The 24,165-nt window shown below is 58.9% G+C and carries 20 protein-coding genes, 4 tRNA genes, 1 other RNA gene and 1 pseudogene; 21 read left to right on the top strand and 5 right to left on the bottom strand.

The window, feature by feature from the left end; genetic code table 11:
* Positions 1–8 precede the first annotated feature (8 nt).
* The 15 genes and pseudogenes from wzzE to FO014_RS09130 all read left to right on the top strand — a co-directional run bounded on the left by wzzE (position 9) and on the right by FO014_RS09130 (position 12,482).
* Positions 9–1,061: an ECA polysaccharide chain length modulation protein gene (gene wzzE, locus FO014_RS09200; protein WP_160029163.1), complete on the top strand. Its 1,053-nt coding sequence runs from the start codon at positions 9–11 to the stop codon at positions 1,059–1,061.
* 84 nt (positions 1,062–1,145) lie between these two features.
* A complete protein-coding gene (gene wecB, locus FO014_RS09195) occupies positions 1,146–2,276 on the top strand; it encodes a non-hydrolyzing UDP-N-acetylglucosamine 2-epimerase (RefSeq protein WP_160029161.1) in 1,131 nt (376 codons plus the stop codon).
* Entirely contained in the window at positions 2,273–3,535 is a 1,263-nt protein-coding gene (wecC, locus tag FO014_RS09190) for a UDP-N-acetyl-D-mannosamine dehydrogenase (protein WP_160029159.1), read from the top strand. The genes wecB and wecC overlap by 4 nt, the downstream gene beginning before the upstream one ends.
* Positions 3,536–3,620: 85 nt before the next feature.
* Positions 3,621–4,343, top strand: coding sequence for a dTDP-4-amino-4,6-dideoxy-D-galactose acyltransferase (gene rffC / locus FO014_RS09185; RefSeq protein WP_160029157.1), 723 nt, complete (start codon positions 3,621–3,623; stop codon positions 4,341–4,343).
* Entirely contained in the window at positions 4,330–5,460 is a 1,131-nt protein-coding gene (rffA, locus tag FO014_RS09180; RefSeq protein WP_160029155.1) for a dTDP-4-amino-4,6-dideoxygalactose transaminase, read from the top strand. Before rffC ends, rffA begins: the two co-directional genes overlap by 14 nt.
* Position 5,461: 1 nt before the next feature.
* Entirely contained in the window at positions 5,462–6,712 is a 1,251-nt protein-coding gene (wzxE, locus tag FO014_RS09175; protein ID WP_160029153.1) for a lipid III flippase WzxE, read from the top strand.
* Positions 6,709–7,794: a TDP-N-acetylfucosamine:lipid II N-acetylfucosaminyltransferase gene (locus FO014_RS09170; protein WP_160029151.1), complete on the top strand. Its 1,086-nt coding sequence runs from the start codon at positions 6,709–6,711 to the stop codon at positions 7,792–7,794. The genes wzxE and FO014_RS09170 overlap by 4 nt, the downstream gene beginning before the upstream one ends.
* Positions 7,791–9,172, top strand: a pseudogene (gene wzyE, locus FO014_RS09165) (ECA oligosaccharide polymerase). Before FO014_RS09170 ends, wzyE begins: the two are co-directional and overlap by 4 nt.
* 8 nt (positions 9,173–9,180) lie before the next feature.
* On the top strand, positions 9,181–9,921 hold the full coding sequence (gene wecG, locus FO014_RS09160) for a lipopolysaccharide N-acetylmannosaminouronosyltransferase (protein WP_160029149.1): 741 nt from the start codon (positions 9,181–9,183) through the stop codon (positions 9,919–9,921).
* Between the two features lie 359 nt (positions 9,922–10,280).
* Entirely contained in the window at positions 10,281–11,684 is a 1,404-nt protein-coding gene (gene thrP / locus FO014_RS09155; protein ID WP_160029147.1) for a bifunctional threonine/serine APC transporter ThrP, read from the top strand.
* 135 nt (positions 11,685–11,819) lie between these two features.
* Positions 11,820–11,896, top strand: a tRNA-Arg gene (locus FO014_RS09150).
* 59 nt (positions 11,897–11,955) lie between these two features.
* Positions 11,956–12,031: transfer RNA gene (locus tag FO014_RS09145), tRNA-His, on the top strand.
* A gap of 48 nt (positions 12,032–12,079) precedes the next feature.
* Positions 12,080–12,166 (top strand) — tRNA-Leu (locus FO014_RS09140).
* A 75-nt stretch (positions 12,167–12,241) separates the two neighbouring features.
* Positions 12,242–12,318, top strand: a tRNA-Pro gene (locus tag FO014_RS09135).
* A gap of 35 nt (positions 12,319–12,353) precedes the next feature.
* Positions 12,354–12,482: non-coding RNA, RtT sRNA (locus tag FO014_RS09130), on the top strand.
* Between the two features lie 836 nt (positions 12,483–13,318).
* On the opposite strand, the gene hemY is transcribed toward FO014_RS09130, so the two are convergent.
* Genes hemY through hemC form a run of 4 tightly spaced genes read right to left on the bottom strand, consistent with a single transcriptional unit; the run spans position 13,319 to position 17,345 of the window.
* A complete protein-coding gene (gene hemY, locus FO014_RS09125; protein WP_105229335.1) occupies positions 13,319–14,512 on the bottom strand; it encodes a protoheme IX biogenesis protein HemY in 1,194 nt (397 codons plus the stop codon).
* A 3-nt stretch (positions 14,513–14,515) separates the two neighbouring features.
* Complete coding sequence (gene hemX / locus FO014_RS09120) at positions 14,516–15,643, bottom strand: uroporphyrinogen-III C-methyltransferase (protein ID WP_160029145.1); 1,128 nt, start codon at positions 15,641–15,643, stop codon at positions 14,516–14,518.
* A gap of 23 nt (positions 15,644–15,666) precedes the next feature.
* A complete protein-coding gene (gene hemD / locus FO014_RS09115) occupies positions 15,667–16,407 on the bottom strand; it encodes a uroporphyrinogen-III synthase (protein ID WP_160029143.1) in 741 nt (246 codons plus the stop codon).
* Positions 16,404–17,345: a hydroxymethylbilane synthase gene (gene hemC / locus FO014_RS09110; RefSeq protein WP_160029141.1), complete on the bottom strand. Its 942-nt coding sequence runs from the start codon at positions 17,343–17,345 to the stop codon at positions 16,404–16,406. The genes hemD and hemC overlap by 4 nt, the downstream gene beginning before the upstream one ends.
* A gap of 316 nt (positions 17,346–17,661) precedes the next feature.
* Here hemC and FO014_RS09105 point away from each other — a divergent pair, with 316 nt between their 5' ends.
* Positions 17,662–20,217 (top strand): class I adenylate cyclase, encoded by a 2,556-nt coding sequence (locus FO014_RS09105; protein WP_160029139.1) that lies wholly within the window; start codon positions 17,662–17,664, stop codon positions 20,215–20,217.
* Between the two features lie 37 nt (positions 20,218–20,254).
* Here FO014_RS09105 and cyaY read toward each other — a convergent pair whose 3' ends face one another.
* Positions 20,255–20,575, bottom strand: a complete 321-nt coding sequence (gene cyaY, locus FO014_RS09100) for an iron donor protein CyaY (RefSeq protein ID WP_160029137.1) — start codon at positions 20,573–20,575, stop codon at positions 20,255–20,257.
* A 127-nt stretch (positions 20,576–20,702) separates the two neighbouring features.
* Between cyaY and lptM the strand changes: the two genes are divergently transcribed.
* The 5 genes from lptM (at position 20,703) to yigB (ending at position 24,125) form a co-directional block, all read left to right on the top strand.
* Positions 20,703–20,903 (top strand): LPS translocon maturation chaperone LptM, encoded by a 201-nt coding sequence (lptM, locus tag FO014_RS09095; protein ID WP_281354970.1) that lies wholly within the window; start codon positions 20,703–20,705, stop codon positions 20,901–20,903.
* 72 nt (positions 20,904–20,975) lie between these two features.
* Positions 20,976–21,800 (top strand): diaminopimelate epimerase, encoded by an 825-nt coding sequence (gene dapF, locus FO014_RS09090; protein WP_105229343.1) that lies wholly within the window; start codon positions 20,976–20,978, stop codon positions 21,798–21,800.
* Positions 21,797–22,501: a DUF484 domain-containing protein gene (locus tag FO014_RS09085; RefSeq protein ID WP_105229344.1), complete on the top strand. Its 705-nt coding sequence runs from the start codon at positions 21,797–21,799 to the stop codon at positions 22,499–22,501. Before dapF ends, FO014_RS09085 begins: the two co-directional genes overlap by 4 nt.
* Positions 22,498–23,409, top strand: a complete 912-nt coding sequence (gene xerC, locus FO014_RS09080; protein WP_160029135.1) for a tyrosine recombinase XerC — start codon at positions 22,498–22,500, stop codon at positions 23,407–23,409. The genes FO014_RS09085 and xerC overlap by 4 nt, the downstream gene beginning before the upstream one ends.
* Positions 23,409–24,125, top strand: a complete 717-nt coding sequence (yigB, locus tag FO014_RS09075; RefSeq protein ID WP_160029133.1) for a 5-amino-6-(5-phospho-D-ribitylamino)uracil phosphatase YigB — start codon at positions 23,409–23,411, stop codon at positions 24,123–24,125. Before xerC ends, yigB begins: the two co-directional genes overlap by 1 nt.
* The last annotated feature ends 40 nt before the right edge of the window (positions 24,126–24,165 follow it).

The following is a 24,165-nucleotide window of genomic DNA, read 5'->3' as shown; positions in this document are numbered from 1 at the left end:
GGGCAGTGATGATTCCAGATACAACGTCAGACAAGAACCACCCGGCGGTTGATAACGAACTCGATATTCGTGGATTGTGTCGCACTTTATGGCGCGGCAAAGCCTGGATTATCGGTATCGCCGTCTTGTTTGCAGCGGTCGCGCTGGCGGTCTCCTACCTGGTCAAGCAGGAGTGGAGCGCAACGGCGATTACCGATCGGCCGACGGTCAATGCGCTGGGGGGATATTACTCCCAACAGCAGTTCCTGCGTAATCTGGATGTGCGCACCACCCCGGCCGTGCCAGCCGAACAGCCGAGCATTGCCGACGAAGCCTACCAAGAGTTCATTATGCAGCTGGCGGCCTACGATACCCGGCGCGATTTCTGGCTGCAGAGTGATTACTACAAGCAGCGGCAGGAAGGTGATGAGCGCGCCGATGCCGCGTTACTCGACGAATTGATCGCCAATATTCAATTTACGCCGCGTGATGACAAAAAATCGCCGAACGACGGGGTTAAACTGACGGCTGAAACGGCGCTGGATGCCAATCGTTTACTCCGTGAGTATGTGCTGTTCGCCAGCCATCGCGCGGCGCTGCACCTGAACGAAGAGATTCAGGGCGCCTGGGCGGCGCGCACCACCTCAATGAAAGCACAGGTTAAACGGCAGGAGGCGGTGGCGGACGCGATTTATAAGCGTCAGCTGAACTCGGTGCAGCAGGCGCTGAAAATCGCCGAACGACAGGGTATCGCCCGTACGCAGACCGACACGCCGGCCGAACAGCTGCCGGATTCCGATCTGTTCCTGCTGGGCAAGCCGATGCTGCAGGCGCGTCTGGAAGGTTTACAAGCCTCCGGTCCGAGCTATGATTTGGACTACGATCAGAACCGCGCCATGCTGGCGACGCTGAATGTCGGGCCGACGCTGGATAAGCAGTTTCAGACTTACCGCTATTTGCGTACGCCGGAAGAACCGGTAAAACGTGATAGTCCAAGAAGAGTATTTTGGCTGATCCTGTGGGGCGCTATCGGTGCGATGGCCGGCGCCGGGGTGGCCTTGGTTCGTCGTCCGCGCAATTGAAAATATTATAATAATTCGTTGATGGGCGCGTAAGCGCCCTCTTTGCAGGTTTGTCTGCGACTAACTGACCAAAAGAGATCCGCTGTGAAAGTGTTGACCGTTTTCGGCACCCGACCTGAAGCCATTAAAATGGCGCCGTTGGTACATGCCTTGGCTCAGGACGAAGCCTTTGAAGCAAGAGTCTGTGTGACCGCGCAGCATCGCGAGATGTTGGACCAGGTCTTGCGCTTATTTGAAATTGTTCCCGATTACGATCTCAATATCATGCAGCCGGGGCAGGGGCTGACCGAAATCACCTGTCGTATCCTGGAAGGGCTGAAGGGCGTTCTGGAAGCGTTTAAACCGGACGTGGTGCTGGTGCACGGCGATACCACCACCACGCTGGCCACCAGCCTGGCGGCGTTTTACCAGCGTATTCCGGTCGGCCATGTCGAAGCGGGGCTGCGTACCGGCGATCTCTATTCCCCCTGGCCGGAAGAGGCCAACCGCACGCTGACCGGTCACCTGGCGATGTTCCATTTTGCGCCGACGGAGAATTCACGCCAGAATCTGTTGCGTGAACGGGTACCGGACAGCCAGATTTTTGTCACCGGCAACTCGGTGATTGACGCGTTATTCTGGGTGCGCGACCGCGTGATGAGCGATGCGCGGCAGCGTGAGGCACTGGCGCAGCGTTATCCTTTCCTTGATGACGATAAAAAACTGATTCTGGTTACCGGCCATCGCCGCGAGAGCTTCGGCGGCGGTTTTGAGCGAATCTGCAGCGCGCTGGCGGAAATCGCTCGTCAGCACCCTGATGTGCAGGTGGTGTACCCGGTGCACCTGAACCCGAACGTCAGTGAACCGGTTAACCGCATTCTGAAAGGCATCGACAACATCATGCTGATTGATCCGCAGGATTACCTGCCGTTCGTTTATCTGATGGCCAAATCGACCATTATTCTGACGGACTCCGGTGGTATTCAAGAGGAAGCGCCATCGCTTGGCAAACCGGTATTGGTGATGCGTGAAACCACCGAACGCCCGGAAGCGGTTGACGCCGGCACTGTGCGTCTGGTTGGCACCGACGTGGCGACCATTGTCGCTGCGGTGGGTCGCCTGCTGACGGATGAAAACGAATATCATGCAATGAGCCGGGCGCATAACCCTTACGGCGATGGTCATGCCTGCCAGCGTATCCTCGAAGCGTTAAAGAATTATCAGGTGACATTATGAGTTTTGACACGATTTCAGTTATCGGCCTGGGGTATATCGGTCTGCCGACGGCGGCAGCGTTTGCCTCACGCAAGAAGAACGTCATTGGCGTTGATGTCAATGCGCACGCGGTGGCAACCATTAACCGTGGTGAAATTCACATCGTTGAACCGGATCTGGATAAAGTCGTGAAGGAGGCGGTCGACGGCGGCTATCTGCAGGCGGTGAACAAGCCGGTAGCGGCGGATGCCTTCCTGATCGCGGTGCCGACGCCGTTCAAGGGCGATCACGAGCCGGATCTGGCCTTTGTGGAGTCCGCCGCCAAATCGCTGGCGCCGGTGCTGAAAAAGGGCGATCTGGTGATTCTGGAATCGACGTCGCCGGTAGGCGCCACCGAACAGATGGCCGCGTGGCTGGCGCAGGCGCGCAGCGATCTGAGCTTCCCGCAGGACGCCGGCGAAGAGGCGGACATCAACATCGCCTACTGCCCGGAGCGCGTATTACCGGGGCAGGTGATGGTGGAACTGATTCAGAATGACCGCGTCATCGGCGGCATGACGCCAAAATGCTCCGAGCGCGCCAGCGCGCTGTATAAAATTTTCCTGGAAGGCGAATGCGTGATCACCAACTCGCGCACCGCGGAAATGTGCAAGCTGACGGAAAATAGCTACCGTGACGTCAATATCGCCTTCGCCAATGAACTGTCGCTGATCTGCGCCGATCAGGGGATCAACGTCTGGGAGCTGATTCGTCTGGCCAACCGCCATCCGCGCGTCAATATCCTGCAGCCCGGCCCGGGTGTCGGCGGCCACTGTATCGCCGTCGATCCATGGTTTATCGTGGCGCAGAACCCGCAGCAGGCGCGTTTGATCCATACGGCGCGGCTGGTCAACGACGGCAAGCCGCTGTGGGTGGTCGACCGCGTGAAAGCGGCGGTGGCAGATTGCCTGGCAGCCACCGACAAGCGGGCGTCCGAGCTGAAAATCGCCTGCTTCGGTCTGGCCTTCAAACCCAATATCGATGACCTGCGTGAAAGCCCGGCGGTCGAAGTCACGCAACTGATTGCCGAGTGGCATCAGGGTGAAACGTTGGCAGTGGAGCCGAACGTGGAGCAACTGCCGAAAGCGCTGGCCGGCCAGGTCACGTTGAAAAGCCTCAGCGATGCGCTGCAGCAGGCCGATGTGCTGGTGATGCTGGTGGATCACAACGAGTTCAAGGCTATCGCGCCGGAAGCCGTTAAGCAAAACTGGATCGTCGATACCAAAGGCGTCTGGCGTTAAGCGCCGCCTCCGCCTCGTCACCGGGGCGGAGTTTGTTCCTCATACTCTGGCGCAGACGTCGGTCATAAACTGAATGGATAACGCTATGATTCTCCGCGCTACCGTCGACCCGTTAACCTGGGAAAGCGACTATTTCCGCATTAACAGCGCCAGGCTGAATATTGCCGAGTCAGCGCCGCCGCTGACCGCCGCCGAACTGGATCGCTTTACGCTGGTTCAGGCCAAAATCCCTTCTCACCGCCTTGATATCGCCGATGTACTGACCAGGTTGGACTTCCGGCTGGTGGAGGGCGAAATCGATCTGGTCATTAATCTTGGCATGGAATGTGCTTATACTCCGGCATCTGACGTACGGCCGGCGACGGCCGGCGATATTCCCGTTTTACAGGCGGCCGCCGCGCAGGCGTTTGCCGCCAGCCGTTTTCGCGCGCCATGGTATCCGCCGGCGGACAGCGGACGGTTTTACGCTACCTGGATTGAGAAAGCGGTGCTCGGCACGTTTGACCATCTTTGCCTGCTGGCGCTCGATCGCCGCGGACAGCCGGAAGGATTTGTCAGCCTGCGCGATATCGGCGGTGATGAGGCGCGCATCGGCCTGCTGGCCGCGTTCCCCGGCGCAGGCGGTAAGGGTATTGGCGCCCGGCTGATGGCCGCGGCCGTCGGCTGGTGTCAGCAACAACAATTACAGCGCCTGCGGGTGGCGACACAGATAAGTAATATTGCCGCGCTACGGCTCTATCAACGGCACGGTGCCGTTATCGACAGCACCGCGTATTGGTTATACAGAGGTTCACATGATTCCATTTAACGCACCACCGGTTGTTGGCACGGAAATCGACTATATGCAGGCTGCCATGAGCAGCGGGAAGCTGTGCGGCGACGGCGGTTTTACCCGCCGCTGTCAGCAGTGGATGGAGCAGCACTTTGGCGCGCACAAAGTGCTGCTGACGCCGTCCTGCACTGCATCGCTGGAGATGGCGGCGATTTTGCTGAACATCCAGCCGGGCGATGAAGTGATCATGCCAAGCTTTACCTTTGTTTCCACCGCCAACGCCTTTGTGCTGCGCGGCGCCACCATCGTGTTTGTCGACGTACGTCCGGATACGATGAATATCGATGAAAGTAAAATCGAAGCGGCCATCACCGAGAAAACCCGCGCGATCGTACCGGTGCACTACGCCGGCGTTGCCTGTGAAATGGACGCCATTATGGCGTTGGCGAAAAAGTACAACCTGTTCGTGGTGGAAGACGCCGCGCAGGGCGTGATGTCGACCTACAAGGGCAAGGCGCTGGGCACCATCGGCCATATCGGCGCGTTCAGCTTCCATGAAACCAAAAACTATACCGCGGGCGGCGAAGGCGGCGCGACGCTGATCAACGATCCGGCGCTGATTGACCGGGCCGAAATCATTCGCGAGAAAGGCACCAACCGCAGCCAGTTTTTCCGCGGCCAGGTGGATAAATATACCTGGCGCGATATCGGCTCCAGCTATCTGATGGCCGATTTGCAGGCGGCCTACCTGTGGGCGCAGCTGGAAGCGGCGGAACGCATTAACCAGCGGCGTCTGAAGCTGTGGCAGAACTATTACGACGCGCTGAAGCCGCAGGCCGACGCCGGACGCATTGAGCTGCCGGTAGTGCCGAAGGACTGCCGCCATAACGCCCATATGTTCTACATCAAGCTGAAAGATGTGCAGGATCGCACGGCGTTTATCAACTACCTGAAAGAAGCGGAAATTATGGCAGTATTCCACTATATTCCGCTGCATGAGTGCCCTGCGGGCGAGAAGTTCGGCCATTTTGCCGGTGAGGACCGCTTCACCAGCAGCGAGAGCGCGCGTCTGGTGCGTCTGCCGCTGTATTACAACATGTCTGATGTTAACCAACGCACGGTGATTCACACTATTTTGAGCTTCCTCGCCTGATATGTCTCTGGCAAAAGCATCCATCTGGACCGCCGGCTCCACGCTGGTCAAAATTGGCGTGGGGCTGCTGGTAGTGAAACTGCTGGCGGTGGCGTTCGGGCCGAGCGGTGTGGGGCAGGCCGGCAACTTTCGCCAGCTGATCACCGTGCTGGGCGTGCTGTCCGGCGCCGGCATCTTCAACGGTATCACCAAGTATGTCGCGGAATATCATCAGGATCCGCAGCGTTTACGCCTGGCGGTCGGCACCGGCTCCAGCATTGTGCTGGGCTTTTCTACCCTGTTGGCGCTGGTGTTTCTGTTTGCCGCCGAGCCGATAAGCCAGGGGCTGTTTGGCCATACGCGCTATGTCAACGTGGTGCGCGCGCTGGCGTTTATGCAAATGGGCATTGCCTACGCCAACCTGTTTCTGGCGATCCTGAAAGGCTATCGCGACGCCATGGGCAACGCGCTGGCGGTGATTGGCGGCAGCCTGATAGGTCTGGCTGCCTTTGTGTTGTGCTTTAAGCTGGGTGGTTATGAAGGCGCGCTGGCGGGGCTGGCGCTGGTGCCGGCGCTGGTGGCGTTGCCGGCCGGTACTCTACTGTGGCGGCGTAAAACGTTGCCGCTGCGCTATCTGGCGCTGGCGTGGGACAAGGCGTTGGCCAGCCACCTGGGCAAGTTTACCATTATGGCGTTGATCACCTCCGTGACCTTACCGGTGGCGTATGTCATGATGCGTAACCTGCTGGCGGCGCACTATAGCTGGGATGAGGTGGGGATTTGGCAGGGCGTCAGCAGTATTTCCGACGCCTATCTGCAGTTTATTACCGCCTCTTTCACCGTGTATCTGCTGCCGACGCTGTCGCGCCTGAGCGATAAGGCGGCGATTAGCCGTGAAATCGTCCGCGCGCTGAAGTTTGTGCTGCCGGCGGTGGCGGCGGCCAGTTTTACCGTATGGCTGCTGCGCGATTTTGCCATCTGGCTGCTGTTCTCGGACAAGTTTGTCGCCATGCGCGATCTGTTTGCCTGGCAGTTGGTGGGCGATGTGCTGAAAGTGGGCGCCTATGTGTTCGGCTACCTGGTGATCGCCAAGGCGTCGCTGCGCTTTTATATTATGACTGAAGTCAGTCAGTTCCTGCTGCTGACGCTGTTCTCGCACTGGCTAATCCCGTTGCATGGGGCATTGGGGGCGGCTCAGGCCTATATGGCAACCTACATAGTCTATTTCACACTGTGTAGCTGCGTATTTATTCTTTACCGTAGACGAGTATGACCACACTGATTCACGTATTGGGATCTGATATCCCGCACCATAATCAGACGGTGCTGCGCTTCTTCAACGACGTGCTGGCCAATCAGCTGCCGTCGCAGCAGGTGAGCCGGTTTATGGTTGCCGCCAAAGACGTGGCCGCGCTGGGAGCGTTCCCGGCGCTGACGATCGACAGCTACCCGGATAAGAAGAGCCTTGCGGAGGCGGTGATCGCCTGCGCCAAAGCTGACCGCAGCCGCCGCTTTTTCTGGCACGGGCAGTTTAACCCGACGCTGTGGCTGGCGCTGCTGAGCGGTAAAATCAAGCCGCAACAGGTCAGCTGGCATATCTGGGGGGCCGATCTGTATGAAAACGCCACCGACTGGAAATTCCGTCTGTTCTATCTGCTGCGCCGGGTGGCGCAAGGGCGGGTCGGGCACGTGTTCGCCACGCGCGGCGATCTGATTCACTATCAGCAGCGCCATGCGCGGGTGCCGGCGTCGCTGCTCTACTTCCCGACGCGTATGGATCCGGCGCTGACCGGCGTTGAGGTTGAGAAAAACGTCGCCGGGCCGATGACCATTCTGGTGGGCAACTCTGGCGACCGCACCAACCGCCATATCGAAGCGCTGAGCGCGATTCATCAGCAGTTCGGCGAGAATGTGCGGGTGATTGTGCCGATGGGTTATCCGGCCAATAACGACGACTATATCGAGCAGGTGCGCAGCGCCGGCCTGCGGCTGTTCAGCGAAAGAAATCTGCAGCTGCTGACCCGGCAGGTGGCGTTTGACGATTACCTGAATATTCTGCGCGAGTGCGACCTCGGCTACTTTATCTTTGATCGCCAGCAGGGCATCGGCACGCTCTGCCTGCTGATTCAGTTTGGCGTGCCGTTTGTGCTCAGCCGGCAGAATCCGTTCTGGCAGGACCTGGCCGAGCAGCGTCTACCGGTGCTGTTTTACGGCGATACGCTGGATGAGGCGGTGGTGCGCGAAGCGCAGCGCCAGCTGGCGTCGGTGGACAAGCAGGATATTGCCTTCTTTAATCCCAATTATGTTGACGGCTGGCGGCAGGCGTTGGCGCTGGCGGCGGGAGAAACGGCATGACGCTGGCCCAATTTGGCGGTTTGCTGGTGGTTTACCTGATTAGCGTCACTTTTATTTTGACGGTGACCTATCAGGAGTTCCGGCGCGTTCGGTTTAACTTTAACGTCTTCTTTTCTCTGCTGTTTCTGCTGACGTTTTATTTCGGCTTTCCGCTCAGCTGTCTGCTGGTGTTCCGCTTTGACGTGGCTATCGTGCCGGTGGAGTTTCTGCTGTATGCGATGCTCTCTGCCACCTGTTTCTATGCCATCTATTACGTCACCTATAAGACCCGGCTGCGTAAGCGCAGCGGCGAACCGCATCAGCCGCTGTTCAGCATGAACCGGGTGGAAACCAACCTGACCTGGATATTGCTGGCGCTGGTGGCCATCGGTACGGTGGGGCTGTTCTTTATGCAGAACGGCTTCCTGCTGTTTAAACTGAATTCCTACAGCCAGATCTTTTCCAGCGACGTGTCCGGCGTGGCGCTTAAACGCTTCTTCTACTTCTTTATCCCGGCGATGCTGGTGGTGTTCTTCCTCAGACAGAGTCTGCGCGCCTGGTTCTTTTTCCTGGTGGCGACGGTGTCGTTTGGCCTGCTGACCTATGTGATCGTCGGCGGTACGCGCGCCAATATCATTATCGCGTTTGCTCTGTTCCTGTTTATCGGCATTGTGCGCGGCTGGATCACGCTGTGGATGCTGGCGGTGGCGGGGGTAATGAGCATTGTCGGCATGTTCTGGCTGGCGCTGAAGCGCTACGGCCTGGACGTCAGCGGCGATGAGGCATTTTACACCTTCCTGTATTTAACCCGCGACACCTTCTCCCCTGGGAGAACCTGGCGCTGCTGCTGCAGAACTACGACAAAATCGACTTCCAGGGGCTGGCGCCGATTGTCCGCGACTTCTATGTCTTTATCCCCGGCTGGCTGTGGCCGGGGCGGCCGGATGTGGTGCTCAATACCGCCAACTACTTTACCTGGGAAGTGCTGGAGAATAATTCCGGGCTGGCGATTTCGCCAACGCTGATCGGTTCGCTGGTGGTAATGGGGGGCGCGCTGTTTATTCCGCTTGGCGCGGTGGTGGTCGGGCTTATCATCAAATGGTTCGACTGGCTGTATGAGCTGGGCCGCCATGAGCCAAACCGCTATAAAGCGGCCATTTTGCAGGGCTTCTGTTTTGGCGCGGTGTTTAACATCATTGTTTTGACGCGTGAAGGGTTGGACTCATTCGTTTCGCGCGTGGTGTTTTTCTGTTTGATTTTCGGCGCCTGTCTGGTGCTGGCAAAGTTGCTGTACTGGCTGTTTGATACGGCAGGCCTGATCAAGACGCGTATGGGCGCCCGCCCGCACGCGGCGCAACCGGCCGCCGCCTCGGAGTCCGACAGCCTACTGCAAAGGTAATGAGAAAAATGGATACAAAGGTTTCGGCTCCCGAATACGCGCTGCGTGGCATTAAGCTCTGGGGGTTTCGCAATATGGCGCACTGCCTGGATTTCCTGTTTGACGGCGGCAAGATGAAACAGGGGACGCTGGTGGCGATGAACGCCGAGAAAATGCTGGCGGCGGAGCAGGACGCCAACCTGCGGGCGCTGCTGGACGGCTGCGAATTTAAATACGCTGACGGCATCAGTATGGTGCGTGCAATGCGGCGCAAATACCCGGGGGCCGATGTCTCGCGCGTGGCGGGCGCCGACCTGTGGGAGGCGTTGATGCAGCGCGCCGGGCAGGAGGGCACGCCGGTCTTTCTGGTCGGCGGCAAGCCGTCGGTACTGGCGGAAACCGAAGAAAAGCTGCGCCGCCAGTGGAACGTCAACATCGTCGGCAGCCAGGACGGTTACTTCACGGCGCAGCAGCGCGACGCGCTGTTTGAACGGATTCATACCAGCGGCGCGGCGATCGTGACCGTAGCGATGGGGTCGCCGAAGCAGGAAATTCTGATGCGCGACTGCCGCAAGGTGCATCCGCAGGCGCTGTATATGGGCGTAGGCGGCACCTATGACGTGTTTACCGGCCATGTGAAGCGGGCGCCGAAGGTGTGGCAGAACCTCGGGCTGGAGTGGCTGTATCGCCTGCTGTCGCAGCCAAGCCGCATCCGCCGGCAGATCAAACTGCTGCGTTTCGTCGGCTACTATTACGGCGGCAAACTGTAAATTGACCGGCCGGGGTATCTGCTGCCCCGGCACGGCAGGTCGCCGTCATTGTGCGGCAGGTGTATAAAATCGCCGCACAACTATAACCTCATCTAAGAATTATCCCTTCATTTATTCCATAAAGTTTTAATTCGCGGTTTGCTTATAGCAGCAAAATACGGAACGATACCGTCCGGAAATCACCCCAGGCCGCCGATGCCGCTAATCGCAGTGCTGAATACCCTATTTTTCGCTGTCAATTTGCCCTCATCCTTGCTGGCGGTCGGTCGCGCCGGCGGAGTGATGCCGCTTTCTGTTTAAAACAATAAGGCCGTTGCCGGTCAATGCACGCACGACGCAGACATAACGACTGAGGATTTATGCCAACTAAAGATACACCGCAAGGACTACATCGCGGGCTGGAAGCCCGGCACATTGAACTGATTGCGCTTGGCGGCACGATCGGCGTCGGCCTGTTTATGGGCTCGGCCAGCACCCTGAAATGGGCAGGGCCTTCGGTGTTGCTGGCATACATTATCGCCGGGCTGTTTGTGTTCTTTATTATGCGTTCGATGGGCGAGATGCTGTTTCTGGAGCCGGTGGCCGGCTCGTTCGCGGTCTATGCCCATAAGTACATGGGCCCTTATTTTGGCTACCTGACGGCCTGGGGCTACTGGTTTATGTGGATTGCGGTCGGGATTTCGGAAATTACCGCCATCGGCGTGTATGTGCAGTTCTGGTTCCCGGAAATCCCGCAGTGGCTGCCGGCGCTGCTGGCGGTGGCGATGGTGGCGGTCGCCAACCTGGCGGCGGTGCGGCTGTACGGCGAACTGGAGTTCTGGTTTGCGATGATTAAGGTGACCACCATTATCGTGATGATTCTGGTGGGATTGGGGGTGATCTTCTTTGGCTTCGGTAACGGCGGCGTGCCGACCGGGTTCGCCAACCTGACGCAGCACGGCGGCTTCTTCGCCGGCGGCTGGAAAGGCTTCCTGTTTGCGCTGTGTATCGTGGTGGCCTCTTATCAGGGCGTGGAATTGGTGGGCATTACCGCCGGTGAGGCGAAGAATCCGCAGGTCACCCTGAAGCGCGCCATCAATAATATTCTGTGGCGCATCCTGATTTTCTACGTCGGTGCTATTTTCGTTATCGTTACCATCTTCCCGTGGAACGGCATCGGCACCGCGGGCAGCCCGTTTGTGCTGACCTTTGCCAAAATCGGCATCGTGGCCGCCGCCGGCATCATTAACTTTGTGGTGCTGACCGCGGCGCTGTCCGGCTGCAACAGCGGTATGTACAGCGGCGGACGCATGCTGTATGCGCTGGCAAAGAACCGCCAGTTGCCGTCTACGTTCACTAAACTGTCCGCCAGCGGCGTGCCGGTAAACTGCATCGCCATGACCATCGCCTGTTTGCTGGCCGGGTCGGCGCTGAATTACCTTATCCCTAACCCGCAGCAGGTGTTTGTGTATGTCTACAGCGCCAGCGTACTGCCGGGCATGGTGCCGTGGTTTGTGGTGCTGATTAGCCAGCTCTACTTCCGTCGCGAACATAAAGAGGCGATCAAAAGCCACGGTTTTAAATCGATAATGTTCCCGTATGTGAACTACCTGACCATTGCTTTTCTGGCGTGTGTACTGGTTGGCATGGGCATTAACCCGGATACGCGTATTTCTCTGCTGGTCGGGGCGATTTTCCTGGCGGCGGTCAGCCTGTGCTACTTCGCCTGCGGGATGCACAAAAAACAGCATCAGGCTGAAATTGGGATAAAAAACCAGCAGTAAAGGTGAAAAAAGGGCTGCGGATTGCGCTTTTATGCGCAGGAGTGAGCAAAGCGTAATCAAACGCAACATTTCTGCGAAAAAGCACTAGACAGGATCGCTTTAAATCCGTAGTATCCCCACCCGCAACGGCGCTACGCGCCCGTAGCTCAGCTGGATAGAGCGCTGCCCTCCGGAGGCAGAGGTCTCAGGTTCGAATCCTGTCGGGCGCGCCATTTAGTTTGTGCGCAAGAGCTGCGGTGGTATGATTACCGCGTGAAGTAGTAAAGAAATGGTGGCTATAGCTCAGTTGGTAGAGCCCTGGATTGTGATTCCAGTTGTCGTGGGTTCGAGTCCCATTAGCCACCCCACTTTACCCCAGGGGTAGAGTAGAAGATAAAAAGCTGTTTTGTGACCGTGCGAAGGTGGCGGAATTGGTAGACGCGCTAGCTTCAGGTGTTAGTGTTCTTACGGACGTGAGGGTTCAAGTCCCTCTCTTCGCACCACACAAAACGTCATGTAAATCTTAACGATTACATGGACATGGGCTTTAAAATCTTGTAGTATCAGCACCACAGAATCGGCGAGTAGCGCAGCTTGGTAGCGCAACTGGTTTGGGACCAGTGGGTCGGAGGTTCGAATCCTCTCTCGCCGACCACCATTCGAAAAACCTGCTTTTTAAAGCAGGTTTTTTTCGTCTGTAGCGGATAGAGGATGAAGAACCTCCGAAGGAGGTTTGAGCCGAGCGCAGCGAGACCACGTTGCGCAGCAACGCCCGAAGGGGGCGCATCTTTGATGCGCATAATCCTCTCTCGCCGACCAATTCGAAAAACCTGCTTTTTAAAGCAGGTTTTTTTTCGTCTGTAGTTTATCCTCCGTCTGCCATCTTTTCCGTGTCCATCCGCCGCATTCGCCGCATCCATCCGCCGTCTAGCCCGTGGGCATGCCCGCTATTTGTCTGCCGTTGGTTTTTGGCGACAACAGAAGGGCCGTCTGTCGCCGGTAAGAGACACGCAATGTATTGAAAAATAATGTAAAAAATAACTTTACCTTAAGTCGTCGTTTTTTGGCGACAGGCAGGCCGATGGCTGGCGGTGTCGGGATGGATAGGCGCCGGCCGCAGGGGGATGGGAAGATTAAAAATAAACCATTTAAATTCAGAGGATTAAATTTATTTTTTACAAGACTGACGCCGAGGTGGGAGAGTTGGCACGCGAAGTGCAATATCTATAGCGTAGATGCTCATTCCACTTCTTATGTTCGCCCTAGGCCTCATAAACCCTGGGAATGATGCAGAGCCGATTTAGGGTGCCTATTGCCCACCAGAACGATGAAAGCCTCGCTTGCGACGCCGACATCACACTGCGGGCACAACGTTGAGTGAGGCACCACCCCTGTTGTCCTAGACCTGATTGCTTCTTTATACACTTGCCGGACCGGCAAGTGTTTTTTTTTGCCCATACCCGTCATACTTCAAGCTGCAGGTGCGTTGGCCGCGCTCTGTCACCCGAATCACTGACCAGAGTCAGCTCATCGGGATTCCTTCCCTTGCCGCCTTCCTGCAACTTGAATTATTTAGGGTATGTTGCCGCGTAAAGGGACGCGGGCGAAAAAAAAGCGTGGCCGTAGCCACGCTTTGGTCAGCGGTTTATCCGGCGTTATTCGCCGTTTTGCCGCAGAGTCAGCATCAGACCTTCACGGCGCATTTGCGCCGCCTCCTCGGAGCGGTGCAGCTTTTCCAGTACGTCGGCCAGCCAGGCATAGTCATAGGCGTCCGGACGCTGCTTCAGGGCTTCCTTGAAGGCGTCGTTGGCCTGTTGCCATTCGCCGTGCTTCATCAGCAGCTGGCCCAGCGTGCTGTTAAGCAGCGGCGTGGCGCCATGCTGTTTGATCTGCTGACGCAGCGCTTTCTCCAGCTGCTCCGGATTGCCGGATTTGATGCGCGGGATAAGCAGCACCAGACGTTCGTCATACTGGCGTTTCAGGCCGTCGAGGACGATCTCCTGCGCCATTTCATGATCGTTGCATTCGATCAGGTGCTCCACCATGGCGATCTGCAGCGGCACTTCATGGCGTACTTTGCGGCTTTGATTCTTCCACCAGCGTTTCAGGCCGTCGCTGCCTTCCTCCGCCATTGCCTGATTCATCAGGCCGAGATAGGCCTGCTGCTGCAGCGCCTGCAGTTTTTCCTCGTCATGCAGCTTGATTTTGCTCATCGACGGCAGGATTTCCAGCAGGGAAGCGTAAGCGCCGGTGCGCAGGTAGGCCTGCTCCGCCAGACGCAGCACTTCCGGATGACGCGGCGCCTGGTTCAGCAGACGATCGACCCCGTGGCGCGCGGCATGCACTTCGCCCTGCGCCAGCTGAATGCGTACGCGGGTAATGTCGACCGGCAGCTGATCGGTGTCTGCCGCTTCGGCGGCGCGCTCCAGATACTGATTGGTGCGGAACTCGTCGCCGCGCTGCTGCGCCGCTTCTGCCGCCAGCAGGTAGTTCACTACCGGCTGTTCGGCGTGGTCGGCATTGCGCGTCAGCAGCTGTTCGACCTGTTTATGATCGCCTTCCGCCAGCTTAATCAGTGCCGCTTTGGTTTGCGCGCGTGCGCGGCTGCGTTTACGGCCGAGGAACCAGCCGCGGGTGCGGGCGCCGGTACGGAAAATGCGGCGCAGGATCCATTCGATAATAAACAGTGCCACAAACAGCAAAATACCCATGATCACCAGGCCGGTGACGCTGGTTTCAATGTTGTAGTTGTCGGTCTGGATCAGGACATAGCCCTGATGACCGGCCAGCATCGGTCCGAGCACCACGCTGGCGATCAGCACCAGAAACAGGAATAACACGCGTAACATGGCTTATCCCTCCTGGTGAGTGGCGGCAGCGCCTTGCGCCAGCAGATTGCGTACCCGGGTCTGCATCAGTTTTTCCAGCAGCGGCTGGCTCTTCAGCTGGTCCGGTACGTCCATCGTCACGGATTGCTGGCTCAGGCCGTCCAGCTCTTCCAGGAAGGCTTTGGTGGCCGGATCGCTGGTATCGAAATAGGCGCGCACCCAGGTGGAGATGGTTTCCAGCGACTGCTTATACACCTCGTTCTGATGGCGCGGCACCGCCTGGGCGGCGACCAGCAGACGGGAGCGGATATTTTCGCGCAGATAGATGTCCTGATTCGGCGCCAGCAGCGGCTCGGCACCGGTGTCGCGGCGGCGGATGGTAATAAAGTTGGCCATAAAGTTATGCCAGGACTTGGTCAGGTTCTGTCGCCATTCGCTCAGCGAGGCGGACAGTTCGCCATTGTCTTCGTCCATCGGCGTTTCATCGCTGTCGTTATCCGCCAGGCGCAGGTTATCGACCTGGTTGGACAGCTGGTTCACTTTCAGAATGATGCCGTCAAAATCGACCTGGGACAGGGTGGACAGCCCGCTGATATCTTCGGTAATCGCGCGACGCACGTTCATCAGGCTCGGATCGTTCATATCCGCCAGGCTGGCGTCGGCGCTTTTCAGCAGGGTGGCGGCGGTGGTGACGTCCTGATCGCTCCACAGCTTGCGGCCGGCCATTTTGACCAGGAAGTCGGCCTGCGCCAACAGCCAGGTTTTGGCGTCGCTGCCGGAAATGGTAGCGACTTTTTCCTGCAGTTCGCTGAGCTGACGCGCCAGCGAGGTCTGTTCGCGGTCAGCGGCGTCGAGGGTTTTCCCCTGCTGCTGCAGCAACCCTTCCAGCGCGCTCTTTTCCTGCTGCTGGCTCTGCTTGAGATCCGCCAGCTGCTGCTGCAGGGACTGGTTTGCCGCAATCAGCTGCTGCGCTTGGCGGTGCGTGTGGTAGTAACCGCCGGCGGCCAGCGCAATAACCAGCACGATGGCGATCGCGCCGAGCACCGGGCCGCTGTTTTTACTTTTACGGCTGCCGGTTTCTGGCTGTTGGGGACTCTCAACCGCCTGGTTGCTCTCTTCAACCGGTGCGGATGGGGTATTTTGTTCCGTCATAGTGGCGCATCCCATTGTCAGGTTTATTGTAGCGCGCGTAGCAGCGCGTCATTATCGGCATTTTCAGCTACCCGAATGCTGCTCCAGCCCAGTTCCCGGGCCAGGGTAGCCAGACGTTCGCTGACCACCACCAGGCGGCAACGCAGCAGCCATATAGAACGGTAGTAATCAGGAACTAAAGTATACAACTGTTGTAACATTTCACCGCTGGTGACCACCAGCGTATCAATACCCACGCGTTGCCAGTGGGCGCTCTGTTCCGCGCCGTCGTAATGGACGGGACTGCGCTGGTAACATTCATAATAGCTGACGTTGGCGCCGCGCTCGCGCAGCGTTTCGCCGAGCAGCTCGCGTCCGCCGTTGCCGCGCAGGATCAGCGCCTGCTTGCCCGTCAGTTTTTGCAGCGCGGGTAATAATAGTAGCGTTTCGCTGATTTCGCGCTCGTGCGGATAGTCCACCGGCAGGCTGGTGATGCGGTGCAGCGCCAGCGCAGTGGTGCGCCCGATAGCGTAATAGGCGGGCTGGGCCGGCCAGGCGATGTCCGCGCGTCCCATCACCGAATCGGCGTAATTCACCGTGTGCTGCGACAGGACGAACACCAAATCGCCGGCGTTCAGGTTGTGCAGCGCCGACGCCAGGCGAGGCAGATCGGCGCCGGGAGCGAAATCGATCAGCGGGGCATGATAGGCAACCCGGCCGAGCGCGCGCAGCCGGCTGACCAGTTGCTCCCCGGACGGGGAAGGGCGGGTTACCAAAATCGTCATGCCGGCGGATTCCCCTGATACACGTCCTGCAGGATTTCACGGGCGCCGTTGGCCAGCAGCTCTTCCGCCAGCGAGACGCCCATTTGCTGCGCCTGCGCCGACGGACCGCGGCGTTCACCGCGCACCATCTGGCTGCCGTCCGGCGCGCCGACCAGTGCGCGTAGCCACAGCGTGTCGCCGTCCAGCTCGGCATAGCTGCCGATCGGCACCTGACACCCGCCTTCCAGGCGGGTGTTCATGGCGCGTTCGGCGCTGACGCGCAGGGCGGTCGCCTCATCGTTCAGCGGCGCCAGCAGCGCGCGGGTCACCTCGTCGTCCAACCGGCATTCGATGCCGACGGCGCCCTGGCCGACGGCCGGCAGGGATTCTTCCGGACTCATCGCGCTGCGGATGCGCTGCTCCAGCCCCAGCCGCTTCAGGCCGGCGACCGCCAGAATAATGGCGTCATACTCGCCGTTATCCAGTTTGGACAGGCGGGTGCCGACGTTGCCGCGCAGATCGCGTACGATCAGATCGGGACGACGCTGACGCAGCTGACACTGGCGACGCAGGCTGGAAGTGCCAACCACGCTGCCCTGCGGCAGTTGGTCGAGAGATTCGAAACGGTTTGATACAAATGCATCGCGTGGATCGTCACGCTCGCAAATAGTCACCAAACCCAGCCCCTGCGGGAATTCTACCGGCACGTCTTTCATCGAGTGCACGGCGATATCGGCGCGGCCTTCCAGCAGCGCCAGCTCAAGTTCTTTGACAAACAAGCCCTTACCGCCGACTTTCGCCAGCGGCGTATCCAGAATGATGTCGCCGCGCGTCACCATCGGCACCAGCTCCACCTGCAGACCGGGGTGGCTGTCCATCAGACGTTGCTGCACATAGTGTGCCTGCCAGAGCGCCAGAGGGCTTTGTCGGGTGGCAATTCGAATAATTTTGTCTAACATGCTTGTTACCGTTTTTATATTTCGCCAGCCATCCTACCACTGAGGACGAAAACTGTCAGTGCAAGAAGGAAGGGGGCCAGAAAAGGACAACGGAATCAACAGGACGTGTGATGTGTTTTGGGCAGTTAACACCGCGGATACGCCGTTTAGGGTGAGGCGATAATAAGTGTGTCGCGTTACTTCCTTTACGGTCAATCGGCAAGGTGTTAAATTGATCACGTTTCCAGCAATAAGTCGTCAAATACTCTTCCTAACTTAACGACGCTTATGGAATACGGGTTTTTTTCTAAGCACCGGGATAATCAGGCGAGACGTCTTGTACCTTTATATCGAGACATTGAAGCAGAGACTGGATGCGATCAACCAACTACGTGTCGATCGCGCCCTGGCGGCCATGAAACCTGCCTTTCAACGGGTATACAGTCTGCTGCCTACCTTACTGCACCACCACCACCCGCTGATGCCGGGTTACCTGAATGGTAACGTTCCCCATGGCATCTGCCTCTACACGCCTGATGAAAACCAACAATCTTATCTGCACGATCTGGAAGACAAGTGGGGCAGCCCGTTAGAAACGCTGGCCAGCGGCGAACTGCCGATCACCGGCGTTTACTCCATGGGCAGCACCTCCTCGATCGGGCAGAGCTGCAGTTCGGATCTGGATATCTGGGTGTGTCACCAATCCTGGCTTGATAACGAAGAGCGCAATCGTCTGCAGCAAAAATGCAGCCTGCTGGAGAAGTGGGCGGCCTCGATGGGCGTGGAAGTCAGCTTCTTCCTGATCGACGAAAACCGCTTCCGCCATAACGAAAGCGGCAGTCTGGGCGGCGAAGACTGCGGCTCCACGCAGCATATTTTGCTGCTGGACGAGTTTTACCGCACCGCGGTGCGCCTGGCCGGCAAACGCATCCTGTGGAATATGGTGCCGTGCGAAGAAGAAGCGCATTACGATGAATATGTACTGTCGCTGTACGCGCAGGGCGCGCTGACGCCGAACGAGTGGTTAGACCTCGGCGGGCTCGGCACGCTGTCGGCGGAAGAGTACTTTGGCGCCAGCCTGTGGCAGCTGTATAAGAGCATTGACTCGCCGTACAAGGCGGTGCTGAAGACCCTGCTGCTGGAGGCCTACTCCTGGGAATACCCGAACACGCAGCTGTTGGCGACGAGTATCAAACAGCGTCTGCATGCAGGCGAGATCGTCTGCTTCGGTCTGGACGCCTACTGTATGATGCTGGAGCGCGTCACCCGCTATCTGACGCAGATTAACGACACCACCCGTCTCGATCTGGTGCGCCGCTGCTTCTACCTGAAAGTGTGTGAAAAACTGTCCCATCCTCAGGCCAGCGTCGGCTGGCGGCGGGAGATCCTCAGCCAACTGGTGAGCGAGTGGGGCTGGGACCAGGAACGGCTGGCGATGCTGGATAACCGCGCCAACTGGAAGATCGAACGGGTGCGCGAGGCGCATAACGAGCTGCTGGATGCGATGATGCAAAGCTACCGCAACCTGATCCGCTTTGCGCGCCGCAACAACCTCAGCGTCAGCGCCAGCCCGCAGGACATCGGCGTGCTGACGCGCAAGCTGTACGCCGCCTTTGAGGCGCTGCCGGGCAAGGTGACGCTGGTGAACCCGCAGATTTCGCCGGACCTGTCGGAAGGCGATCTCACCTTTATCCACGTGCCGATTGGCCGCGCCAACCGCACCGGCTGGTACCTGTACAATCAGGCGCCGGCGATGGATTCCATCGTCAGCCATCAGCCGCTGGAGTATAACCGCTACCTGAACAAGCTGGTGGCCTGGGCCTATTTCAACGGCCTGCTGACGTCGCGCACCCGGCTGCATATCAAGAGCGCCAACCTGTGCGACAGCGCAAAACTGCAGGAGCTGGTGGCCGACGTGTCGCACAGCTTCCCGCTGCGCCTGCCGGCGCCAACGCCGAAAGCGTTGTACAGCCCGTGTGAAATCCGCCATCTGGCGATTATCGTCAATCTGGAAAACGACCCGACCGCCGCCTTCCGCAATCAGGTGGTGCACTTTGATTTCCGCAAGCTGGACGTCTTCAGCTTCGGCCAGCAGCAGCAGTGTCTGGTCGGCAGTATCGATCTGCTGTACCGCAACTCGTGGAACGAAGTGCGTACGCTGCATTTCAGCGGTGAACAGTCAGTGCTGGAAGCGCTGAAAACCATTCTGGGCAAAATGCACCAGGATGCGTCGCCGCCGGAGTCGGTGGAAGTGTTCTGCTACAGTCAGCATCTGCGCGGGCTGATCCGCACCCGTATTCAGCAACTGGTCTCCGAATGCATCGAGCTGCGCCTGTCCAGCACGCGGCTGGAGCCGGGCCGCTTCAAGGCGGTGCGCGTGGCCGGCCAGACCTGGGGCCTGTTCTTCGAACGTCTGAGCGTCTCGGTGCAGAAGCTGGAAAACGCGGTGGAATTTTACGGCGCGATCTCCAACAACAAGCTGCACGGCCTGTCGATCAAGGTGGAAACCGATCAGGTGCATCTGCCGCCGGTAGTGGACGGTTTCGCCAGCGAAGGGATTATTCAGTTCTTCTTTGAGGACGCCAAGGACGATCAGGGCTTTAATATCTACATTCTGGATGAGTCGAACCGCGTTGAGGTGTATCACCACTGCGAAGGCAGCAAGGAAGAACTGGTACGCGACGTCAGCCGTTTCTACTCCTCCTCGCACGACCGTTTCACCTATGGCTCCAGCTTTATCAACTTCAACCTGCCGCAGTTCTATCAGATCGTGCAGATCGACGATCGCACACAGGTGATCCCGTTTCGCAGCAACGCACTGTCCAGCCTGTGCGTTACCGTCAGCGACGGCGCCGCCGCGCAGCCGCTGAAGCAACAATATCAACTGCACTGATAACGTCAGGCGCGCTCCTTCGCACCCGTGATGACGGTCAGGCGAATTCGATCGTCTCGCCGGCCTGCTGCGTTGCCGCCTCGCTCAACAGTTGGGAGAATGACCAGCCGCTGCGGTCGCACAGCCAAACGCCGTCGCGGTAGTCGAAGTGATAGCCGCCGGATTTGGTCGCCAACCAGACCTGGTGCAGCGGCTCCTGACGGTTAATGACGATCTTACTGCCGTTCTCGAAGGTCAGCGTCATCACGCCGGCGTTGGTTTCGTAATCGATGTCCGCATCGCCGTCAAAATTATCCAGCGTTTGTTCAATATCCTGCATCAGCTGGTCGGCCAACTGGTGAAACTCACTGTCGTTCATATTCGATTCCTATTGCTTTTCATGATCCACCTGCGATTATATACCCTTCATACTTGCCGCCTTGCTGCAACGCCGATTATTTTGGCTATGGCAGGCTCGGACGCATAAATTACAGGCATTAATGCAAATGAAAAAACAACTACGCTATGCGCTGCTGGCGGTTCTGGTCGCCGGTCTCTCTGGTTGCGGTCTGAAAGGCCCGCTGTACTTCCCTGATGACGCGAAAGGCGAGAAAACGGCGCAGCCGGTACAAACCGGCGATCAAGTGCAGAAAAATCAGCAGGAAGCCGCCGGCTCTCAGCAAAAACCGTCGATGAGCGCCGAATAACGCGCTGCACGGCGGAGGCGAGCGTCGTCGTGAATGACCGACGGCGAGCGCGTCCAGAAAGCGGAGTATGATATGCAGTTCTCCAAAATGCACGGTCTGGGCAACGACTTTATGGTGGTCGATGCCGTGACACAGAATGTCTATTTTTCCCCGGAGCTGATTCGCCGGCTGTCTGATCGGCATCTGGGCATCGGTTTTGACCAGATGCTGGTGGTGGAGCCGCCTTACGATCCGGAACTGGATTTCCATTATCGCATCTTCAACGCCGACGGCAGCGAAGTGGCGCAGTGCGGCAACGGCGCGCGCTGCTTTGCCCGTTTTGTGCGGTTGAAAGGGCTGACCAATAAGCGCGATATCCGCGTCAGCACCCAAACCGGCCGCATGGTGCTCAGCGTGACCGACGACGATCGGGTATGCGTCAATATGGGCGAGCCTAACTTTGAACCGCAGGCGGTGCCGTTCCGCGCCGCCAAGGCGGAGAAGACCTATATCATGCGGGCGGCCGAGCACACGGTGCTGGCCGGCGTGGTGTCGATGGGCAACCCGCATTGTGTTTTGCAGGTGGATGATGTAAAAACCGCCAAAGTGGAACTGCTTGGCCCGGTGCTGGAAAACCACGAACGTTTTCCGGAGCGCGCCAATATCGGCTTTATGCAGGTGGTCAGCCGCGAGCATATCAAGCTGCGCGTTTACGAGCGCGGCGCCGGTGAAACGCAGGCTTGCGGCAGCGGCGCCTGCGCCGCCGTGGCAGTAGGGATTCAACAGGAATTGCTGTCAGAAGAGGTGCATGTGGAACTGCCGGGCGGCAGTCTGCATATACGCTGGAAAGGGCCGGGCACGCCGCTGTTTATGACCGGCCCGGCAACCCATGTTTATGACGGATTTATTCATCTATGAAAAGCGTTGAGGACCAGGCCGTCGCAGCCATTGCGCTTGATGACGACGCCGTAATGCAGTACCTGCAGCAGAACCCGGATTTCTTTATGCGCAATGCGCGCCAGGTTGAGCAGATGCGCGTGCCCCACCCGGTGCGCGGCACCGTATCGCTGGTGGAGTGGCATCTGGCGCGGCAGCGTAACCATATTGACCGGCTGGAAGAAGAGATTACGCTGCTGATGGAGCAGGCCAGCGCCAATGAAAACCTGTTTGGCCGGCTGCTGCATCTGCAGGCCAACCTGGCCACCGCCGACAGCCTGCAGGATATGCTCAATCGCCTGCAGCGCTGGGCGCGCGGCTTCGGGCTGGCCGGCGCCAACATCCGCCTGTTCAGCGACCGCTGGCAGATCGGCGCGCCGTCGGACTTTACCCACTTGGGCATTGCGCGCTCGGCATTTGAACCGCTGCGCATTCAGCGCCTGGGGGATGATCATCACTTCCTCGGCAGCCTGAACGGCCCGGAACTGCTGCTGCTGTTGCCGCAGGCCAAGCAGGTTGGTTCGGTGGCGCTGTCGCTGCTGGGCGAGGACGGCGATTTGGGCATGGTGATCTTCAGCAGCCGCGACACGCAGCACTATCAGCCGGGTATGGGCACCGTAATGCTGGCCCAGCTGGCGCGCATGCTGCCGGAACTGCTGGAACGCTGGATCGAACGCGCATGACGGGGCCAGCGGCCGGCCTGCAACCGCCGGTGGACGCTTTTTTGCGCTATCTGAAAGTGGAGCGCCAGCTCAGTCCGCTGACCCAGATTAACTACTCCCGCCAGCTGCAGGCGCTGTGCACGTTGGCCGGCGGGCTGGGCGTCAGCGCCTGGTCGCAGCTGGATGCGGCGCTGGTGCGGCAACTGGTGGCCCGCAGCAAGCGGGCGGGGCTGCATGCCGCCAGCCTGGCGCTGCGTCTCTCCGCGCTGCGCAGTTTTCTCGACTGGCAGGTGAGCCAGGGGCAACTGCCCGCCAACCCGGCGAAGGGCATCCGCACGCCGCGCAGCGGCCGCCATTTGCCGAAAAATATCGACGTCGACGAAGTGAGCCAACTGCTGGAGATCGACGTCAACGACCCGCTGGCGGTGCGCGACCGCGCGATGCTGGAAGTGATGTACGGTGCCGGGCTGCGTCTGGCGGAGCTGGTGGGGCTGGACTGCCGGCACCTCGATCTGGCCGCCGGCGAGATCTGGGTGATGGGGAAAGGCAGCAAGGAGCGCAAGCTGCCGATCGGCCGCACCGCCGTCACCTGGCTGGAACGCTGGCTGGCGATGCGCGATCTGTTCGCGCCGGGCGACGATGCGGTATTTCTCTCCAATCAGGGCAAGCGCATCTCCACGCGCAATGTGCAAAAGCGCTTTGCCGAGTGGGGCGTCAAACAGGGCGTCAGCAGCCACATTCACCCGCACAAGCTGCGCCACTCCTTTGCCACCCACGTGCTGGAATCCAGCGGCGATCTGCGCGCGGTGCAGGAACTGCTGGGGCATGCCAACCTGACCACCACGCAAATCTATACCCACCTCGACTTTCAACACCTGGCCAACGTGTACGATGCGGCGCATCCACGCGCCAAACGGGGGAAATCCTGATGCATTTTTACCGGCCGCTGCGCCCGCTGGCGGCGCTGACGTTCGATCTGGATGATACGCTGTACGACAACCGCCCGGTGATCGTTGAGACGGAGCGGCAGTCGGTGGCCTTTTTACAAGATTACCATCCGGGGCTGAAAGACTTTCAGTCGGCGGATTTTCACCGCCTGCGGCAGGCGCTGCGCGCGCGCGAGCCGGAAATTTACCATGACGTCACCCGCTGGCGCTGGCGGGCCATCCACCTGGCGCTGAGCCGGCAGGGGCTGACGGAGGACGACGCGGCGGAAGGGGCCGACGCCGCCATGCGGCACTTTGCCGACTGGCGCAGCCGCATTGAGGTGCCGGCGGCCACCCACGCCACGCTGAAGGCGCTGGGGGCGCGTTACCCGCTGGTGGCGATCACCAACGGCAACGTCGATCCGGCGCGCTGCGGCCTGGACGGCTACTTCCGCTTTGTGTTGCGTTCCGGGCCGGACGGCCGCGCCAAACCCTATCAGGATATGTATCAGCTGGCCGCCGAGCGGCTGGCGATCGCGCCCGCGCATATTTTGCACGTGGGCGATGACCTGACCACCGACGTAGCGGGAGCGCTGCGCGCCGGTTTTCAGGCCTGCTGGATCAATGACCGCCGGCGCAGCCTGATGCAGGCCGCCGACAGCCGTTTGCTGCCACATATTGAGGTTTCGCAGTTGGCATCGCTGACAGCGTTGTTATAATCCCTCCATAACTCTGTATAAATTCACAGTGAAAGCCGCG

Source organism: Serratia rhizosphaerae (assembly GCF_009817885.1).
Taxonomy (GTDB): domain Bacteria; phylum Pseudomonadota; class Gammaproteobacteria; order Enterobacterales; family Enterobacteriaceae; genus Serratia_B; species Serratia_B rhizosphaerae.
The sequence above is the reverse complement of the archived record's forward strand: the minus strand, read 5'-3'. Positions and strand labels throughout refer to the sequence as shown.

Coding starts and splice junctions, on each gene's coding strand:
- FO014_RS09170 (WP_160029151.1), top strand. CDS start 6,709: ATGACCACACTGATTCACGTATTGGGATCTGATATCCCGCACCATAAT.
- wzzE (WP_160029163.1), top strand. CDS start 9: ATGATTCCAGATACAACGTCAGACAAGAACCACCCGGCGGTTGATAAC.
- lptM (WP_281354970.1), top strand. CDS start 20,703: ATGAAAAAACAACTACGCTATGCGCTGCTGGCGGTTCTGGTCGCCGGT.
- hemY (WP_105229335.1), bottom strand. CDS start 14,512: ATGTTACGCGTGTTATTCCTGTTTCTGGTGCTGATCGCCAGCGTGGTG.
- hemD (WP_160029143.1), bottom strand. CDS start 16,407: ATGACGATTTTGGTAACCCGCCCTTCCCCGTCCGGGGAGCAACTGGTC.
- wzxE (WP_160029153.1), top strand. CDS start 5,462: ATGTCTCTGGCAAAAGCATCCATCTGGACCGCCGGCTCCACGCTGGTC.
- xerC (WP_160029135.1), top strand. CDS start 22,498: ATGACGGGGCCAGCGGCCGGCCTGCAACCGCCGGTGGACGCTTTTTTG.
- rffA (WP_160029155.1), top strand. CDS start 4,330: ATGATTCCATTTAACGCACCACCGGTTGTTGGCACGGAAATCGACTAT.
- dapF (WP_105229343.1), top strand. CDS start 20,976: ATGCAGTTCTCCAAAATGCACGGTCTGGGCAACGACTTTATGGTGGTC.
- wecG (WP_160029149.1), top strand. CDS start 9,181: ATGGATACAAAGGTTTCGGCTCCCGAATACGCGCTGCGTGGCATTAAG.
- thrP (WP_160029147.1), top strand. CDS start 10,281: ATGCCAACTAAAGATACACCGCAAGGACTACATCGCGGGCTGGAAGCC.
- wecC (WP_160029159.1), top strand. CDS start 2,273: ATGAGTTTTGACACGATTTCAGTTATCGGCCTGGGGTATATCGGTCTG.
- rffC (WP_160029157.1), top strand. CDS start 3,621: ATGATTCTCCGCGCTACCGTCGACCCGTTAACCTGGGAAAGCGACTAT.
- hemC (WP_160029141.1), bottom strand. CDS start 17,345: ATGTTAGACAAAATTATTCGAATTGCCACCCGACAAAGCCCTCTGGCG.
- cyaY (WP_160029137.1), bottom strand. CDS start 20,575: ATGAACGACAGTGAGTTTCACCAGTTGGCCGACCAGCTGATGCAGGAT.
- yigB (WP_160029133.1), top strand. CDS start 23,409: ATGCATTTTTACCGGCCGCTGCGCCCGCTGGCGGCGCTGACGTTCGAT.
- hemX (WP_160029145.1), bottom strand. CDS start 15,643: ATGACGGAACAAAATACCCCATCCGCACCGGTTGAAGAGAGCAACCAG.
- FO014_RS09085 (WP_105229344.1), top strand. CDS start 21,797: ATGAAAAGCGTTGAGGACCAGGCCGTCGCAGCCATTGCGCTTGATGAC.